The following is a 19,225-nucleotide window of genomic DNA, read 5'->3' on the forward strand; positions in this document are numbered from 1 at the left end:
CCGCCTCATAACAAATATCAGCTAATAAGGAAGTAATTTATGGCATATACGGATTGGAGCAATAAGATCTCCGGATTCAAAAAAATTGATGTTCGCGGCGTAGCAGGAAACTTTTTTCCCGGATTAAAAAAGCAGGCTGAAGACTTAAACGTTGGACAGGGACTTGAAATTGTGCAGAGTTTCGACCCAATTCCTCTTTACGAGGTTATGAAAGGGCTCGGGTTTGAAAATCACACCGAAAAAGCGGGAGAAAACGAATACCACGCTTATTTTTATCGCGTTGAAGCGAAAAACGAAACGGGCCATATTCCTATGCGGCCTGCCGCTTTGACTAATTTTCCCCTCATTGATGAAGATCTGGGGCAAATAGCCGTAAATTTTTGGGAGCTTACGTGGGATGACAGCAAAAGGTATCTTCCGTACGAAACACGGCTGTTATTATCATTGACAAACGCGGTAGGCGCAGGAAGGATGAGACAAGCGACCAGGGAACTTGTAAAAGCGTACGCTCACGGACTGGACTCCGCCGCTTTTGACGATGTGTTTGAACTTCTTGCGTGGAATCAGGGAATAGGATTTTTCAGCTCCGAAATAGGGCCGTCAACCCTATTTGCCGCATACAAGGCCATAAAACAGATGGAAAAACAGGGAAAGAACAGAGCGGAAATCTGTTCGATGCTTCGAGAAAAATTCGGAGAAGCAAATCCCGACGTAAAAGTTTTATAAGAGACTGCGCTAAAAGCGTGCATAAATAGCGCACAAATGTGCCATTTTCGAAAATTGAAATTTTCTCTTTTGTGCAATTTTAAGAAATCGCTAAAAACCGTAAGTTTTTTGGTCCGGCAATGGGACTAAAATTTCCCCTAAATTGCTTTTCGGAATAGTTCATGGCAGATTTCATAATATGCTGGTATATCTTTGATGAGAGGAGGGAACATAATGCAAATAGCTGAAATCATGAAAAAAATGATCGCCTATTCCGGCAAAAACCGGCATGACATAAATCACTTTATAAAAGTTTGGACATATGCAAGAACAATAGGCAAGTTGGAAGGTTTGGATGAAAGAACACAGCGTATACTTGAAACCGCCGCGATCATGCACGACATAGCCTGCCCTCTTTGCCGAGAAAAATACGGCAACACCGACGGAAAGGCGCAGGAAGCCGAAGGCATGATCCTTGCGGAGGATTTTCTTAAAGACTGCGGTTTGCCGGATGACGAAAACAAAAGGATAATATACCTCATAGGTCATCACCATACTCTCACAAATATCGACGGTTACGACTATCAGATACTCATTGAAGCCGACTACCTTGTAAACGCCGATGAAAAAAGTTATTCTTCCGAGAATATTCATAAATTCAGAGAACGGATTTTTAAGACAAAGTCAGGAATTGATCTGTTAAAGTCGATGTACACCTGAATTTTACCCGTCGCACAAGCCAAAAATCCGCACGCGTCCGAAAATCGAAAATATGCAAAAAGCGATAATTTCCAAAATGTCAAGTCTGTCAAAAATATTGACATAAGCCCCGCTTTTGTTATATAATAAACAATAGTACATTATTGATTTGAGTACAAATTTCTACATAACATAATATTTTATAAAGTCGTTAAATACTGATTTTACAGAGGTTCCTATGAAAAAAGGTTTTCCAAGACTTTTACTTACAAAAGTATTGTTCGTTTTGTTATTGCCGGTATTGGCGGGCTGCATAAATAAAAAGTCCGGTTCCGCTTCGGTTCAAATCGATTTTTGGACGTTTCCCAACTTCTCTTCGGAAACGGGAACAGCGGGGGACTTTGAAAAAAGCCTTGTAGCGGCTTTTGAGGCGCAAAATCCGTCCGTTAAAATAAACTTCACTCTGCTAAGCTTTGCAGACGGAGCGGCTAAAATTGAAGAAGCCATCGCCGCAGGAAAGGCTCCGGACATAGTATACGATGCGCCGGGGCGTATAATCGAATGGGCAAACAACGGCCTTCTGGAACCGCTCGACGACGTTCTTGCAACCGAAAAACCGTATATCACGACAGGTTTGCTTGCCGTATCCGCCGGTAAAGACAGACGCACCTACATGTACCCGATGCACGAAGGCCCCTTCGCTATGGCATTCAATAAAGAAATGCTTGAAGACTTAGGCCTCATAGACCTTTTACCGTATAAACGAAGGGACAGACAATGGACCGTCGCCGAATACGAAAAACTCTTAACCGCTCTGAAGAAAAAATTGCCTAAAGGCAAAACACCGGGAGTTTTCTTCTATAAAACACAGGGCGGAGATCAGGGAACAAGGGCGTTTTTGGTAAACTTATACGGAGACGTAACTCTTTTAAATGCCGACTATTCACGGTATACCTTTAATACTCCGCAGGCGGTAAAAAATCTTACATGGACCGTAAATGCAATGAAAAAAGGACTTTTACTCGACGGTAAAGACCTTACTTCAAACGACGCCATAGCGATGTTTGTGGAAGCGAATGCCGCCCATACGATCCTTTATTCGCCGCAACTGAACAAGATGTACGACGGTAAACGCAAATATAAAGGAAAAGATTTTACTCCGATCTATATGCCTTTCCCGAACGATTCGGGCGCTCCGTCTCTCGAATTTCTGGCGGGAGGAGCCTGTGTTTTTAAAAACAAAGATCCGAATAAGGTAAAAGCGGCAAAAAGTTTCTTAAAATTTGCAGCCACCGACGAAGTTTGGGCTGAAAAACTGGTTTCAGCGACGGGAAGTTTCCCCGCTTCGTCCAAAATAGAAATAAAGACCGACGATGATGAAATATTGTACAATTCCGTTCTGAAAAAATTTTTCGGTCAGTACTATAATACCGTCACCGGTTTTCCGGAAATGCGAAAATTTTGGAACACGGCTCTTAAAGACGCCGCAGCAGGTCAGAACATTCAAAATGTTTTGAATGTTTTTGTAAGAAATGCGGATAATTCTCTTAAAAAATAGGATATTTTATGAAACAAATTTCTCAAGACGTAACGCAAAGTAAGATTTTTTCCATTAAAAATAAAATAATAGCGGCTTTTGCGATCTTTTCAATTTCAATATTGGCAATAACATGCGTGGTATCCATTTCGCTTGCATCGTTTTCGCTGATGAACAACACTAAATATTTTTTAAATGAATTGACTTTCAGTTCATCAAAAATTTTGGACGAACGTTCAAAGGCTATTTTCGGAAAGCTGGAAGCTTTTGCAAATATACCCGACATTCAGGACGAAACGATTTCCTACAGAAAGAAGATTGAATTATTTAAAAACGAAATTCAGATGCAACGCCAACGGGGATGGTTGACTTTCGGCATAGGCGGCAAAAACGGACTTATATTCCACACTAACGGTAAAACCGAAAACGCCGCGTCGACGGCATGGTTTTCCCAAGCGATAAAAGGAAAGTATGTGATCACAGAGCCCGCATTGTCCGCCACAGAGAGATCTTACGTCTCCACGGTTGCTATTCCGATGCGGGATCTGCAGGGAAAAATTACCGGCGTCATAAGCGCAACCCTCTTGGGAGATTCTCTTTCAAATCTCATAAGCGACATAATAGTCGGAGAAACGGGAACCGCTTATCTTATAAGTCCTGAAGGTACGATTCTGGGAAACCGGCAGCCTGAAATATTATATAAAAACATATTTACGGACGTATATGAAAACGCAAGCATAGAATTTCAATCATTTTTGAAAAAGTCATTAAGCTCAAAAAAGTCCGGAGTCAGTATTTCAAAGATCGGCAATATAAGGTACGTATCCGCGACGTCTCCCATGCGCTATTCAAACTGGACGCTATTGGTAACGGCGCCCGTTTCGGAGTTTGTGGCGGAAAACATAACGACTCTTGTTAAAACGTTCATATTTGTTACCGTAATACTGCTTTTAATTGCCTTTATTATAGGCTATGTAGTTGCAAGAAACATTGCAAAACCGCTCAACCTTGCAATTGGAGCGCTCCGCAACATTTCACAAGGAGAAGGAGATCTCACTATAAGCTTGCCCGTAACGGGAAGCGACGAAACGAGTCTTTTGTCTTCGTATTTTAACCAAACTATTTTTAAACTGCGAGATTCGATCAAAAAGGTAGGAGAAAACTCCAGCGGAATGAAAGCCGTCGGTTCCGATCTTGAAAGCAACATGATGTCAGTAACTGAATTCGTAAAGACAATAACAAACAGCATAGAAGATCTCCGCGGTCACTTCAACGCTCAGGAAAAAAGTATTACGGAAACTGCGTCTGCAATCGAACAGATAATCAAAATCGTAAGACAGCTGGACGCAAGCGTAAGCCAGCAGCTTTCGATCGTAATGGAATCCGCAAGTTCTTTTGACAACATGGCGCAGAGTATAACAAGCGTAGGATCCAATGTAAAACAGACGCAGGTTGCCATACAAAACCTGTCCGAGGCTACAAATAACGGAAGAGAAACCCTTATCAGGGCAAACGATATTTCCCAAAGAATTTCCGAAGCGTCCGGAGGATTGATCGAAGCGAGCGCCGTAATTGAGAATATCGCAAACCAGACAAACCTTTTGTCAATGAACGCCGCGATCGAAGCCGCTCACGCCGGAGAAGCGGGAAAGGGATTTGCCGTCGTCGCCTCCGAAATCAGAAAGCTCGCGGAAGTTTCAAGTTCTCAAGGCAAAACCATAACCGAAACTCTGAAAAAACTTACGGGCGAAATAGAAATGCTCGCCGGCTCGGCGGCAAATGCGGTTGAAAAATTCAATTTTATTTCAGGATATTCCGAAGAAGTCAATAATTCTATAGAAATTGTCGTTAAAGCTATGGAAACACAGGAAGAGAACGGCAAAAACATATGGAAGATGATAAAAGACGTCAACAGCATAACCGATGAAGTAAAACACGATTCCGATGAGATGCTTTCAAACAGCGAACAGATCAGCCAAGAGACTACACACCTTGACGGCCTTACAAAAATTCTAAGGGAAACGATGGATTCCATTCAAGAACAGCTGGACTTGATAAATTCCGTAACGCAGGAATCTCTTGAAATTGCGACAAAGAATAAAGACAGCATCGATAACCTTGTGGTCGAGGTGGGTAAGTTTAAAACTTCGGTTGAAGAAAATTAAGGCCTGTGAAAAAAAATTAATGGGTCAAAACGTCGGGAAAAAGACGACAGGCAGCCGTCTTCAGGCGGCTTTTTGTCGTGCCGCTGTCCGTAAAATTCACTGACAGCGGCCGAAGATCACCAAAAGCCGGCGATTTTTCGGCGGCGGCTCCTTCTTTTCTTATTCTTTTTCGATAAGATCAAGCAGCTCTTCTATCGTCTTTTTGCCGAACAGAGCTTCTTTGCCGTTTATCACATAGCACGGCACGCCCATGATGTTATACTTATCCTTTATTTCAGGAAAATGAGCGAGATCGTAAACGTCCGTAGTTATCCTTGTGTTTTGAGAGGCAATTTTCTGCGCAGCAGTGACCAGATCCGGACACATTGTGCAGGTAAGGCTCACAAAAATATCCATATGAACGTCCTTATCGATCGCTTTGATGCGTTTTTTTACGGAATCGTCCAAACTCTGCCCCTTCCCCGACATATTGTAAAGACCTAAGATAAACGAATTGAACTCGTGTCCGCCGGGCACACCGTGAAACGCCATACCCGTTTTTGTTCCGTCGGTCTTTAAAACTTTTACGCAAGGCAATTTGATTTCTTCGTTATCCGAAGCCGTCTGCACCGTAAGTTTATCGGTAAGAGATGCAAGTTCGCTCATGTACTGCTTTAATTCCCGCGAAACATCTCGATCGTCCAGATACATCTTTAGAACAAGCGGATTTTCCATCCTCTCAAAGACCATGCTAAGCTGAGCGATCATTTCGTCGGTGAATAACTTTTGATTTCCGGAGGATTCGGACGATCCGCTTGCACCAGTTTTACCGGCCGATTCGGCAGCCGGTCTTCCGTGCGCAGCCTCAGATTCGGCGGTCTTTCGTTTAGGCCGATCCGGAACGATACCTGTTTTTTTCTGCATTTCCGTGCAGTATTTTTCCAATTCGGTGGCGGCAAGCGCGCCGTCGCCGGTTGCTGTAACTACCTGCCGCAGATCTTTAATACAAACGTCTCCGGCCGCATATATTCCGTCTTTGGAAGTTTTCTGCTTTGCATCGGTCACTATGTAGCCGCGATCGTTCAGTTCAACGACTTTCGAAACAAAGGCCGTGCTGGGTTCATAACCGGCGAATACGAATACGCCGAACGTGTCATTTTCGTATTTTTTTTCCGTCAGTTCGTTCGTCTTATTGTTGCGGTAAACGATCTTACGCAATACCGTATCGCCCGAAACTTCTTCTATTTCGGAATTTGTAAGAACTGTGATTTTTTTGTTCTCACGCACTTCATCCGCAACCGATTTGGCGCATTTAAAATCGTTTCCGCGGATGAGAATGGTTACGTGCGCGGCGTATTTAGTAAGAAAGATGCTTTCTTCAGCTGCGGCAAATCCGCCGCCCACTACAAAAACATCTTTTCCCGTAAAAAATTCACCGTCACAGGTAGCGCAGTATGCAACCCCGTGACCGCGAAATTCATCTTCACCCTTGAATCCTATTTTTCTCGGGTGAGCTCCGGTTGCAATCAGCACGCCGAAACATTTGAGTTTTCCTTTATTCGTGCTGACCGAATAACAATCGCCGCCGTCTTCTATACCGGTAACTTCCGCAAGCATAAATTCCGCTCCGAAATTTTCGGCCTGTTTTTGCATTGCCCCTGTAAGTTCTTCTCCGCTTACGCTCTTTATTCCCGGATAATTTACAACTTCAGCAGTAAGCGTTATCTGTCCGCCGAATTTTTCTTTTTCGACGATCAATACGCGGAAGCACGCCCGTGCAAGATATATTCCAGCCGTAAGACCTGCAGGCCCGCCTCCAATGACGACGGCATCGTAAAACTGCTTGAGATCGCCGCTCATCAAAGCGCACCTACAAGATCAATGCTGGGTTTTAAAGTTTCTTTTCCGGGCTGCCATTTGGCAGGGCACACTTGATCGCCGTGCTCGGCTACAAACTGACAGGCTAAGAGCTTACGCAGAAGTTCCTCGGCGTTGCGGCCGACATTTCCCGAATTGACTTCATATGCGACTATCTTGCATTCCGGATTGACTATGAAGGTTCCCCTTTCGGAAATTCCCGCATCTTCAATTAAAACTTCAAAATCCTTGGACAAGGCGTGCGTAGGATCGGCAAGCATGGGATAAGTAAGCTTTGCGATTTTTTCCGAATGATCGTGCCATGCCTTATGCACAAAGTGCGTGTCGCACGATACCGAATAAATTTCACAACCGGCGTTTTTGAATTTGGCATAAGTGTTTTCCAAATCTTCAAGCTCCGTCGGACACACAAAAGTAAAATCCGCCGGATAAAAGAAAAACACGCTCCATTTGCCTTTGATATCGGCTTTCGATACTGTTTTAAAAGAATTGTTTTGAAAAGCTTGAACTTTAAAATCTGCAACTTCCTTATTGATAAGTGACATAAAAACCTCCTGATTACGATAAACTTATCCGTTCCGTATATATCGGCTATTATATTATCCGTAAGCAACTTCAGTATAGCACATGGCCAATTATTTGTAAATAGTATAATATAATAATTATTACAATTTTATACTAAATTTAACCGCTGCAGGATATTTTCATACCGGAATTAACAGCCGAAAACGATTTCATATTAAAGACAATCGGTAAAACCGACCTTAAAATCGCAAAGACTTGCTAAAAATGCAAAAAAATATTTTTTGCAGGCCTACCCTGTAACCGTAGAGAAGCGGCAATGTTTTATAATTGAACAGCAAAAACAACCGCTGATTTTTTGCAGATACAGCACTGCATCCTCCTCTCCTTTTGCCTCGCCGATAAGTTTTATCGGCGGGGTTTTTCATTTCAGCATGAATGCTGCGCTCGCTGTGCATGCCGCTGCGGCCTGTCACTGGTTCAGAGCGCTTACTACGGCTTCAATACCCGCACGTCCTACGTTGCTGCTCTTGCCTACGCCCCACGTCTGCCGTCCGTCTTCAAACGTGATCTGAACATAAGAAAAAGCGCTTGTGTCGCTTCCGCTTCCTACACTGTGCTCGTAAAAAGAAGTTATATTAAAGCGGGGAACGGGAGTATCTTTTAAAGCCGCAACAAAGGCGTCGAGAGGGCCGTTTCCTTTTCCGCCTATGGTGTATTCTTTTTCTTTCCATAAAATCACACCGCGGCACGCAACGGTTTTGTCGGCGTTTTTGCCGGCCGGAGAATCTATATGCGTTTCGGCTAAATCGGTGATTGAAAGAGGTTCGGTTTTATTCAGCCACTGTTTGGAAAAACAATCGTAGACTTCGGCTATCTTAAGTTCCCTCTGAGCCTTGTCCGCAGCTTCTTTAATAATTTCGCCGAGTACGGGATGCATGGGTTTGGGAACGGAAAGACCGTAGTTGTTTTCAAGTATGAAGGCCGCTCCTCCTTTTCCGCTCTGACTGTTTATCCTTATGATTCCCTCATACTGCCTTCCTATGTCGTGAGGATCTATGGGAAGATAAGGAACGTCCCACACGGCGTTTTCAGGCATTGTTGCGCGCGCCGCCATTCCCTTCCTTATTGCATCCTGATGAGAACCGCTGAAGGCCGTAAAGACCAATTCCCCGGCATAGGGAGTTCTGGGATGTATGGGCATGCCGGTCAATTCTTCGTATTTCGCGGCAAGCGAAGGAATATCCGACAGATCAAGTTCCGGGTCGACTCCCTGGGAATACATGTTAAGACCCACTATCACAATATCAAGATTCCCGGTGCGCTCGCCGTTTCCGAATATGGTGCCTTCAACTCTGTCTGCGCCGGCGAGAAGCCCCATTTCACAGGTGGCTACTCCTTCCCCGCGATCGTTGTGAGGATGCAGGCTTATAATTACACTGTCGCGATCCGTAATGTGCGTACAAAAATATTCAATCTGATCGGCAAATATGTTCGGCATTGCGCATTCCACGGTAGTGGGAAGATTTAAGATTATTTTCTTATCGGGAGTTGCGCCCCATGCGTTTTTTACGGCTTCGCAGATTTCAACGGCAAAGTCTATTTCAGTATTGGAAAAGCTTTCAGGCGAATATTCAAGGCGAACGTCGCAATCGCCTGCAAGAGGGAGCAGTTTTTTTACACACGCAATTCCGTCGAGAGCCACCTTAACGATTTCTTCCTTTGTCATGTTAAACGTGTATTTTCTTTGGGCGGGAGAAGTGGAATTGTAAATGTGGAAAATAACGCGGGGAAGTCCCTGCAGGCATTCAAAAGTTTTTTTGATCAGATGTTCGCGCGCCTGGCACAATACCTGAACGGTAACATCGTCCGGAATGCGCTTTTCTTCAATAAGCCTGCGCAAAAAATTGTATTCAGTATCGGACGCGCTGGGGAACCCTACTTCTATTTCCTTAAATCCGAGCTTTACCAAAAGATCGAAAAAAGCAAGTTTTTGTTCGATTCCCATAGGATTTACGAGCGCCTGATTTCCGTCGCGAAGATCGACGGAACACCAGACGGGCGCCTTTGTTATAGACTTGTCCGGCCAGCTGCGGTTTTTAATGTCAATGGCAGGAAACGGCTTGTACTTTTCAGGTTTCATATTTTAACTCCTCTTGCATTGCCGTAAAAACACGATTTTACCGGTAATGCATAAAAAAAAGACCCGCCGCATAAGCGACAGGTCTGTAAAATCCATAGGTCATATTTTACACGGCACCATCATCTGCGGCATTTTGAGAGAAAACCTGCTAGCAATAGTGCTGTGTATTTTTGTTTCATAATGTGATAATGCAATGTTTTTTAATAATAGTCAAGCGGGCAAACCGAAACTGCATGAAAAAAGCGCAGGAGGCACACAATGCGGCGCTCGCAGACGTGCGAATTTCCCGCGCCCTTTCAGTTATCCGCCTTTTTTTGTCCGGCGCTTGACGGATTTTTTAGGTTCGACGGAATTAAGCCCTGCTTCCTTCAAAGACGCGCCCTTCTCTTCCCTTTCAGGAATTTCACCGTCAGGAACCTGACCGCCGCCTGAATCGCCTTTTTGAGGAGCCTTTGTTTTTGACGCTTTAGACGACGCCGTAATATCGTCGCAGTGTTTTGAAGCCTTTACAAGTTCGTTAAATTCTTTGCCTTCCACGGTTTCTTTTTCAAGCAAGAGTTCCGCCACATATTTAAGCAATTCCCCTTGCTTTTTAAGCAATTCCAAGACGTGCTTGTAACGTTCTTCGATCACTCGGGCGATCTCTTCGTCGATGTACTGCTGGGTAGTTTCCGCATATTCGCGTACAAGAGCCGGTTCAACTCCGCCGTAGCCTTTGCCTGATTTGCCGAGCGCAACGTTTTTAAAGCGCTTACTCATTCCGTACGAAGTTATCATATTGCGCACTATATCCGTCGCACGCTGTATGTCGTTAGCCGCGCCGGTAGTGATTTCATTAAATATGAGCTGTTCCGCAGCGCGTCCGCCGAGCAATACGTCAACTTCGCCCAAAAGCCGCTGTTCGCTCTTAAGGAATTCGTCGTCTTCGGGAAGCTGAAGCGTGTATCCCAATGCGCCTATGCCGCGCGGAATTATCGTTATCTTATGAACGGGATCGCTTCCCGGCGTAAAAGCTGCAACTAATGCGTGGCCTGTTTCATGATAGGCAACCACGCGGCGCTCTTTTTCTTTTACTACGCGGGATTTTTTTTGCAGACCGACCATTGTCTTTTCTATAGCTTCGTCAAAATCGGCCATCGAAACTCGTTTGCGGCCGGCGCGCACGGCGAGCAAGGCCGCTTCATTTACGATATTAGCCAAATCCGCGCCCGCAAATCCGGCGGTAGCGTGCGCAAGCGCGCTGAAATCCACGGCGTCTTCAAGCTTTACGTTTTTTGCATGTATGCGAAGTATGGCTTCGCGCCCCTTTACGTCGGGACGGTCGACGACGACCTGCCGATCAAACCGCCCGGGACGAAGAAGTGCAGGATCAAGGACGTCGGGACGGTTTGTGGCCGCAAGGATTATAAGGCCTTTTTCATTGTCAAAGCCGTCCATTTCGACAAGGAGCTGGTTTAAAGTCTGTTCGCGCTCGTCGTTACCGCCTAGATTATTCATGCGGCTCTTTCCGATAGCGTCCAATTCGTCTATAAATATAATGCACGGAGCCTTTTCGCGCGCCTGCTTGAACAAATCGCGCACGCGGCTTGCGCCGACTCCAACAAACATTTCAACAAAGTCCGAACCGCTTATCCTGAAAAACGGTACTCCCGCTTCTCCTGCTACGGCGCGGGCGAGCAAGGTTTTTCCCGTACCGGGAGGGCCTACTAAAAGAACTCCCTTGGGAATTTTTCCGCCTATGTCGGTATATTTTTTAGGTTCCTTTAAAAAGTCAACAACTTCGACAAGCTCTTCTTTTGCCTCGTCTACGCCGGCAACGTCCGAAAAGCGCGTCTTTACCTTGCCTTCTTCAACGGCTCTTGCGCGCGACTGCCCCGCGCTGAAAATGCTTCCCATGCCGCCGCCCATTCCTCCGCCCATCTTGCGGAAAACGAAAAAGTACATGAGAAATATAAGACCGAAGGGTAAGATTAAATTCATCAAAAGCTGCATGAAATAGTTGTTCTGTTTGGTTGCGAAGCGGTATTCTACGCCCTTTCTGTCGAGCAATTCGATAAAGCTGGACATGAGCACGCCTGCCGTTCTATACTGAGCGCGGTTGGAAAAAGCCGTCGCACGGGACAAATTCCATAAGCTGTCGCGGGCGGAAGAAGTGTCGGAATAGGAACTGGCGGGTCCGTAACCTGTAAAATACGTTTCGCCTATTTCTACGGAAACGATTTTTCCGTCTTCAATAAGCTGACGGAACTCGGAAAAGTCGATAAGATTTTCAGGCTTCGTATTCATCATCATGTGCAGAATTGCGACTATGCCGAATACTACAAGAAGCAAAAGCCCGAACGGAACTCGCGGCCGCCTTTTATCTTTTTTATTCTTATCGTCATCTTTGGGATCCGTAGATAATTTAAAGAAATTAAAAGGATCTTCATTATGATTTTTTTCAGGGTCGTTTTGTTCGCTCATAAATATTTTCATAATAAGAATATACGCAATTTTGAATAAATAGTCGACAAAAAATCATCTTTTAATTAAGTTTTTTTTTTGCCGGCCGATAATGGGAAGTGAAATATAAAAATATTTTGCGGCGCTCCGAAAACCGGAAATTTTCCGCGGCTCGCATCTTTACGCCGCATTTTATTAAAAGAACCGGCCGGGAACTTCAGCTTTCAGGCGATTCTTTGATTGCATTCGGCTGAAAATCGATTTTTTCCGGTGCAGTTTTATATCGGGAGGAAAAATGGGCTATCCGCAGGCTTACAGCGCATACCGCGAAACAAGTGTTAAGACAGCAAGCCAAGGAAAATTGGTGGTTCTGTTATACGAGGAAGCTGTTAGGCAGCTTTCACAAGCTTTAGGGCATTTCAATTCCGGCGGGAAAATAAACGCTTCCAAGATCGAAAAATTCAGCGCAAACATAAGTAAGACGCGTGAAATAATCACCGAACTGCAGGTTTCCCTCGATATGTCAAAGGGTGGACAGATAGCGCAAAGTCTCATGTCGCTTTATGTATATTTCAACAATGAGCTTCTTGACGCAAATATAAGCCATGATAAGAAAAAGATAGAATTCGTTGCAAATATGATGAAAGAATTGCTTGAATCCTGGCGCACAGCTGCAAACAGCACGGCAAACGCACCGGCAGCCGTCATACCTGCAGCGCTTAATATCGAAGGATAAAATATGACGGAACTGACGGATCGGGAATTAAACGAGCGGATCGCAATCCTTAAGCGCTTTAAGACACTGCTCGAACAGCAGCGCAATAAATTCCGGGAATATCTTAAGATACTTGAAAACCAACAAAATTCAATCGCAGAGGAAGATCCGGAAAGCCTTTTTACCCATACAGTGCTTGAACAGCAGGTAGTTCAAAATATAGTCACACTGCAAAAGGTAATAGACCCAATGAACGGCCTGTACCGTCAATTCAACGGTATTGCCGAAAATGAAGACGACCGGGTTCTTTCCGGCCTTAAAAACGATCTCGCAGATCTGCAAGAAAAGGTTCTGGAGCAGAATAAAAAGAACCGGGATCTTCTTCGCACTCATTTAAGCCAGATACGAAGGCAGCTTGAATCGTTTAAAAATCCTTATGCCCGCACACAGAGCATATACGCCCAAAAAGCGCCGGTCGCAAGCCTTGTAGAAATCCAAGCGTAAATCCATAGCCCTTTCGCCCGCCTGTAATAGCGACGGCAGGCAAAATCAAACCATGTCAGCGCACTCCAAGCGGCGCTTGGGTGTTAAAGTTTCCGCACGGATAAGACTTTCAGTCGAGAAGCGAAGCTATCTCTTTAAGGTCTTTGAATATCGCGTCGGGCTTGACGTCCGACTTGGCGACGTCTTCCATAGTGGCTTCTCCCGTAAGAACAAGCAGCCCCGGCACTCCGTTTTTCACTCCCGTAGCCACATCCGTATACAGCCTGTCGCCTACAAAGGCAAGATCGTGACGGCGCCCGTGCGTGTGAGCAAGGATCATTTCTATGGTTTCTTCGCAGGGTTTGCCGAAATATCGAGGCTGTTTTCCGCCCGTAGAAAGCGTAATTGCCGCATTAAAAGCGCCGACGTCGGGAATAAATCCGTGCTCCGTAGGACAATTTATATCACAGTGAGTCGCAAAAAAATCGGCGCCGTTTCTTATATAAGTACAGGCTCTTTCAAGCTTTTCATAAGTCAGAGTCGTGTCAAAACCGATGACTACTATATCCGGCATATCCGAAATTAAACGGAGTCCTGCTTCTTTAAAACTTTGCACTAAGGGTTCCGTTCCTACGAGGTAAATAGTTTTTTGCGGAAAATATGTTTTTAAATAGCGGATAGTAACGTCTCCTGAAGTCATTATCTGATCGCGAGTAATGTGGCAGTTCATTCCCGCCAATTTTTTAATGTAAACTTCAGGCGATTTCGACGAATTATTTGTGAAAAACAGAAATTCCCGCCCTGTCGCTTTTAATTTTTCAATAAATTCAAGAGAACCGTCAATAATTTCATTTCCTAAATAAAAAGTTCCGTCCATGTCAAGAATAAAATATCTGCATTTTTTTAAAAGCTCTTTGCGGCCGTCCATAAAGGTTCTCCTATATATTTTTATTATATGAAATTTCTAAAAACCGCGAGTCCGCACGGCTTGTTTTATGTTTCGCGGCGAAACGGCTTATCATGCCTTTTGAAGCGGATCGCAAATCGGTTTTTAGAAACCGCTTATAGTTTAACCCATGTTTGCAACGGGGGCAACCGCATCGTAAAATGTTAAAGTATAAAATCTGTTTGACATTATAAAAAAACGGCAGTATTTCCGACAGCGTTCCGCCGCGCATTTTCGCATACATTTTCGTACGTGTTTTAGCACGCATTGAAAACTTTTAAAACTTGCCATACACTTTCCCTATGAATGACTTTGAAGATAAAACCGTTTATATTCTCGATTCTTACGGACTGATCTACCGTTGCTATTTTGCCTTTATCAATCACCCTCTGACAAACGCTGAAGGAAAAAACGTTTCCGCCGTTTTCGGTTTTTTTAGAAATCTGAACATTATCCTTTCACATTACAATCCCAAATACATTATCGCGGCAATGGACTCGCGCACGCCTACGTTCCGCCATCAAATGTACAAGGACTACAAGATAACACGCGCAAAAACGCCGGAAGATCTGCATTCGCAAATCCCGGTCATAGAAGAAATTCTTACGGCGTTGGGCATACCGCTGTTGCGCTGCGACGGTTTTGAAGCGGACGACCTGATAGCGACGATCGCAAAAAAATGTGCCGAAAAGGGGCGAAAATGCCGCATATTGTCGGGCGATAAGGATTTAATGCAGCTTGTAAACGATACCGCACAAATTCTAAAACCGGACGCAAACGGCGCATGGAAGGTCGTCGGAAAAGAAGGAGTAAAAGCGGAATGGGGAGTTATGCCCGAGCAGCTGTTGGACTTGCTTTCATTGTACGGGGACACGGCGGACAATATTCCCGGCGTAAAAGGGATAGGCGTTAAAAGGGCGGGAATGCTCTTGGAACAATACGGATCTTTGGAAGGAATATACGAACACGCCGATGAGATCAAAGGTTCCATGGGCGAAAAAATCCGCTCGGGAAAAGAAAACGCTTTTTTTTCGCAAAAGCTCATCCGCCTGTGCTATGACGTTCCTCTTTCCGAAAAAGACTCGATAAAACCCGTAAATCTTGATTTTGCCTCAGCCGCTAAGCTCCTTCTAAGATACGGGCTTCCGTCTGTGGCAGAGCAGTACGAGGCGAACAGTGATGTAAATAATGCCGCAGAAAATCCGACGGGAAGCGCCGTTCGGGATGCGGCATACGGCACGATAAAAAATGCGGCGCAGGCTGGAAAAGATCCGACAGAAGATGGGCAGGCGGGAAATGCGGGCAAAGCTTATAAAACGCAGGCGCAACAAGAGACGGACGACGTTTCTCCTGCGATGATTCCCGTACAAAACAAAGGAGATTACAGGGCAGTCACAAACATAAAAGAACTTTCCGAATTTATCGACTCCGTTTTTGATATGAAAAAAAACGTCGTAGCCTTCGACTGTGAAACCGACAGTCTTGAAACACATTCTGCGCACATGTTAGGATTCAGTCTTTGCGCGGAAAAAGGCAGAGCGATTTACGCTCCTCTTGCCGCACAGGAAGCGCTTTTTGATCGGGAATTTATTTCAAAAAACGATGCGTTTTCGCAGCTCGAAAGGCTTTTTAACGATGAAAATATTACGCTTGTCATGCATAACGGAAAATTCGATTATGAAATTCTTAAAACTAAAATTTCATGCAGAATAGCCGATACGATGATCGCCGCATGGCTTTTAGAGCCGGACCGCAACGGGCGGAATTCCTATTCGCTCGAATTCCTTGCAGAAACAAAACTGGGACTCAAAGGAATCGAATACGACGACATTGTCGCGAAAGGACAGACCTTTGCGGACGTTCCGCTTGAAAAAGCCGTTCCGTACGGAGCGGAAGACGCAGATTTTACCTTTCAGCTATGGCAGTATTTCGAAGGCCGCCTTGAAAAGAACAATCTTACAAAACTTTTTTGGCAAACGGAAATGCGCCTTATTCCGATTCTTGCAAAGATGGAACTGAAAGGCATACATTTGGATAAAAACGCGCTTAACGTTTATAATGAAGAGCTTATAAAACAAATTCACAGCGCCGAGCAGGATATTTACAAAACGGTAGGACACGAATTCAATATCGCTTCCACCAAACAGCTTCAGGAAGTGCTTTTTACGGAACTGGGATTAAAACCCGGAAAAAAGACTAAAACGGGATTTTCTACGGATACGGCCGTTCTTGAAGAACTTGCCGCATGGCATCCTGTTCCCCAGAAAATTCTTGACTACAGAACGCTTACGAAACTGCAATCCACTTACGTTGAAGCGCTGCCGAAGCTGGCCGACGCAAATTCCCGCGTCCACACAAGTTTTATACAGACGGGAACGGCCACGGGACGGCTTTCGAGCCGCGACCCCAATCTGCAAAATATTCCTGTACGGGACGAAGCCGGACGCAAAATAAGGACCGCATTTACGGCCGTTGACAAAACCGTGCTGATATCGGCGGACTATTCGCAGATAGAGCTGGTAGTTCTCGCCCATCTTTCAGGCGATAAAAACATGCGCAAGGCATTTATGGAAGGAACCGATATACACAGATTTACGGCGGCGCTGATTTTTAACGTCACTCCTGAAGACGTAAGCCCCGAACAAAGACGTTTGGCCAAAACCATAAATTTCGGCGTCATATACGGGATGAGTGCTTTCAGGCTTTCAAACGAGCTTAAAATACCGCGCACTCAGGCACAGGGATTCATAGACAACTATTTTTCCACATTTTCAGCCATACAGGATTTTAAAACCCGCGTGATCGAAAGCGCCGAAAAAAACGGATACGTAGAAACCATATTCGGGAGAAAAAGAGCGATCCCCGCGATAAACAGCCGCAATAAGATGGAAAAGTCCGGTGCGGAACGCATGGCTGTAAACACGCCCATACAGGGAAGCGCCGCGGACATTGTAAAGCAGGCCATGATCGATGTGGACGCGGCATTGGAACAAAAGGATAACGGAGCCAACCTGCTTTTACAGGTTCACGACGAACTGATACTCGAATGCCCCGATGAAAGACGCACGATCGAAGAGACTGTCAGCCTTGTAAAAGACAAAATGGAAAACGCCGTAAAACTTTCGGTTCCGCTTAAGGTTTCGGTGGAATACGGAAAAAATTGGGGAGAATTCCATTGAAATTAAAAACGCCTGAAAAAGCTCCCGATAAAAACAAAGACCCGCCGTTAAAAACTTCTACGCCGGCTTCAATGCCCCAACCGGCGGCAGACCGCATGATCCTGTGCCTTACAGGGCCTATGGCGGCAGGGAAAAACGCAGCTTCAAAGATTTTTGAAAAATACGGCTTTGAATGCGTAGATTTTGACACGCTGGTGCACAAGGCGATAGAAGAGCGTTCCGAACGGATATTCGAAGAATTTTCAAACGACGCGAAAAATTACGGCATAAACCTTAAAAACGGCGACGGTTCTTTAAACCGGAGAGCCTTAGGTTCTCTTATATTTAAAGATAAAAAATTTTTAACGCGGCAAGAGGCCATAGTGTATCCGGCCGTAACGCACTCTGCAAAAGATTTTATAAAAAAAAATCCGCAAAAAAATATCGTGTTTAACGCTACCGTTTTATTTAAAATACCCGAACTTATGGCAGAATGTACGCATACGGTATTTATAAAAGCAAATGTTTTAATACGCTTTTTACGCGTAAAAAAACGCGACACAATGCCATATAACCAAATATTAGCCCGCTTTTATTCTCAAAAAGATCTTTTTAAAAATTATAAAAACTCAAGAATTCCCGTCATAACAATAAGAAATTCAGGTTCGGTACTTTCGCTTGAAAAACGGATAAAAAAAGCATTCAAAAAAACATTTATCGAGCATTTCGGTAATTTATAAATAAATACATAAAACAAGCGCGGACTTTATAAAATCCTAAAAATTTCGCCCAATAAAAACCGTAAACTCAACTTGCAGAGCCTCATAACATTTTTGCTAAAGCTGTTTTTTTAAATACCGATATTGAAAGTATACAAGAGGTAGACGGTTTTACTTTTTAACACGCCGAATACGTCAAGGACTTTCGTTATGGAACAAAAAAAAATATTATGGATAATCGCCGCAACAGGAGTTTTTTTACTTGTAGTGATAGGAGCGGCAATAATACTTTATTCGCCGAGCAATTATCCCGCGCCGGCAGTCGCATCTCTTCATGTTCCCGTACAGAGCGCGCCTGCACCCGGCATTCAGCCGCAGACGCAGGGACAAACGCCGACGGATTCTCCTTCAACGGAATTCGCGCCCCGCAATACTTATCCCGAAGCGCCTAACGGGCAGCTCCAAGGGCAGGATCGGCTTCAGCAGATAGGAGAATTGACGGTAATATCCGGAACAACGAACGTTTACGGCGTAAACGCACCCGACAGAACTACGACAATCGATCTGAATACGCTAAAAAACATGGATGAAAAAAGCGGATACACGATGCAAACAGCGCCTGAAACGACGGCTGAACCCGTCGCCGATCCAAATAAAACGGTTTCAAAGGCCGCGGACAATGCAGACAATGTGAAAACACAAAAACCGGCGGCAGGCACAAAAACCTCTGTAAAACCCGCTACGGCAAAGACCGGAAGCGCTTCTTCAACTGCGGCGGGAAAGGCCAAGCCCGTAACCAAGCCGGCGGCAAAAGCGACGTCACCTGCTCCGAAGTATTGGGTACAGGCGGCCGCGTTCAGCGCAAAAAAATCGGCGGACAATGCCAGAGAAATCCTTTCGGAAAATAAAATTCCGGCGGAAATATTTACATACACGGATTCAAAAAAACAAGTGGTATACCGTGTCCGCATAGGGCCTTATACTACAAAAAGCGAAGCCGAATACTGGAAAAACAAGATCGTTCAAATCGAACAGTTCAAAGATTCAAAGGCATACATAACCGACAGTTCCGCGGCAAAGTAGACCGAACGGTCTAAACTTCCGATCCGCCGAATGACGGCGGACGGCGGCTTT

At 44.8% G+C, this 19,225-nt stretch carries 14 protein-coding genes; 9 read left to right on the forward strand and 5 right to left on the reverse strand.

The genetic code is table 11. The features are described from left to right. Positions 1-39: 39 nt before the first annotated feature. From HRI96_RS08340 to HRI96_RS08355, 4 genes are all read left to right on the forward strand, one after another. Positions 40-726 (forward strand): DUF2249 domain-containing protein, encoded by a 687-nt coding sequence (locus HRI96_RS08340; RefSeq protein ID WP_210116921.1) that lies wholly within the window; start codon positions 40-42, stop codon positions 724-726. A gap of 213 nt (positions 727-939) precedes the next feature. After that, positions 940-1,425, forward strand: a complete 486-nt coding sequence (locus HRI96_RS08345) for an HD domain-containing protein (protein ID WP_256729194.1) — start codon at positions 940-942, stop codon at positions 1,423-1,425. Positions 1,426-1,642: 217 nt separating this feature from the next. Continuing rightward, positions 1,643-2,962 (forward strand): extracellular solute-binding protein, encoded by a 1,320-nt coding sequence (locus HRI96_RS08350; RefSeq protein WP_210116923.1) that lies wholly within the window; start codon positions 1,643-1,645, stop codon positions 2,960-2,962. An 8-nt stretch (positions 2,963-2,970) separates the two neighbouring features. Next, a complete protein-coding gene (locus HRI96_RS08355) occupies positions 2,971-5,106 on the forward strand; it encodes a methyl-accepting chemotaxis protein (RefSeq protein WP_210116924.1) in 2,136 nt (711 codons plus the stop codon). A gap of 159 nt (positions 5,107-5,265) precedes the next feature. On the opposite strand, the gene HRI96_RS08360 is transcribed toward HRI96_RS08355, so the two are convergent. The 4 genes from HRI96_RS08360 to ftsH form a co-directional block, all read right to left on the reverse strand. After that, complete coding sequence (locus HRI96_RS08360; RefSeq protein ID WP_210116925.1) at positions 5,266-6,945, reverse strand: FAD-dependent oxidoreductase; 1,680 nt, start codon at positions 6,943-6,945, stop codon at positions 5,266-5,268. Next, positions 6,945-7,508: an alkyl hydroperoxide reductase subunit C gene (ahpC, locus tag HRI96_RS08365; RefSeq protein WP_210116926.1), complete on the reverse strand. Its 564-nt coding sequence runs from the start codon at positions 7,506-7,508 to the stop codon at positions 6,945-6,947. The genes HRI96_RS08360 and ahpC overlap by 1 nt, the downstream gene beginning before the upstream one ends. A 449-nt stretch (positions 7,509-7,957) precedes the next feature. Next, positions 7,958-9,628 (reverse strand): 2-isopropylmalate synthase, encoded by a 1,671-nt coding sequence (gene leuA / locus HRI96_RS08370; protein ID WP_210116927.1) that lies wholly within the window; start codon positions 9,626-9,628, stop codon positions 7,958-7,960. Between the two features lie 300 nt (positions 9,629-9,928). Further along, positions 9,929-12,091 carry an ATP-dependent zinc metalloprotease FtsH gene (ftsH, locus tag HRI96_RS08375; RefSeq protein ID WP_210118669.1) on the reverse strand — a complete coding sequence of 721 codons (2,163 nt, stop codon included), beginning with the start codon at positions 12,089-12,091 and terminating at the stop codon, positions 9,929-9,931. Between the two features lie 274 nt (positions 12,092-12,365). Between ftsH and fliS the strand changes: the two genes are divergently transcribed. After that, a complete protein-coding gene (gene fliS, locus HRI96_RS08380) occupies positions 12,366-12,806 on the forward strand; it encodes a flagellar export chaperone FliS (protein ID WP_210116928.1) in 441 nt (146 codons plus the stop codon). A 3-nt stretch (positions 12,807-12,809) separates the two neighbouring features. Next, on the forward strand, positions 12,810-13,289 hold the full coding sequence (gene flgN, locus HRI96_RS08385; RefSeq protein WP_210116929.1) for a flagellar export chaperone FlgN: 480 nt from the start codon (positions 12,810-12,812) through the stop codon (positions 13,287-13,289). A 109-nt stretch (positions 13,290-13,398) separates the two neighbouring features. On the opposite strand, the gene HRI96_RS08390 is transcribed toward flgN, so the two are convergent. After that, a complete protein-coding gene (locus HRI96_RS08390; protein ID WP_210116930.1) occupies positions 13,399-14,196 on the reverse strand; it encodes an HAD-IIA family hydrolase in 798 nt (265 codons plus the stop codon). Positions 14,197-14,516: 320 nt separating this feature from the next. Here HRI96_RS08390 and polA point away from each other — a divergent pair, with 320 nt between their 5' ends. The 3 genes from polA to HRI96_RS08405 all read left to right on the forward strand — a co-directional run bounded on the left by polA (position 14,517) and on the right by HRI96_RS08405 (position 19,174). Then, positions 14,517-17,393 (forward strand): DNA polymerase I, encoded by a 2,877-nt coding sequence (gene polA / locus HRI96_RS08395; protein ID WP_210116931.1) that lies wholly within the window; start codon positions 14,517-14,519, stop codon positions 17,391-17,393. Then, on the forward strand, positions 17,390-18,112 hold the full coding sequence (gene coaE / locus HRI96_RS08400; RefSeq protein ID WP_210116932.1) for a dephospho-CoA kinase: 723 nt from the start codon (positions 17,390-17,392) through the stop codon (positions 18,110-18,112). The genes polA and coaE overlap by 4 nt, the downstream gene beginning before the upstream one ends. A 189-nt stretch (positions 18,113-18,301) precedes the next feature. Beyond that, entirely contained in the window at positions 18,302-19,174 is an 873-nt protein-coding gene (locus HRI96_RS08405) for an SPOR domain-containing protein (RefSeq protein ID WP_210116933.1), read from the forward strand. The last annotated feature ends 51 nt before the right edge of the window (positions 19,175-19,225 follow it).

Source organism: Treponema parvum (assembly GCF_017893945.1).
Taxonomy (GTDB): Bacteria; Spirochaetota; Spirochaetia; order Treponematales; family Treponemataceae; genus Treponema_D; species Treponema_D parvum_A.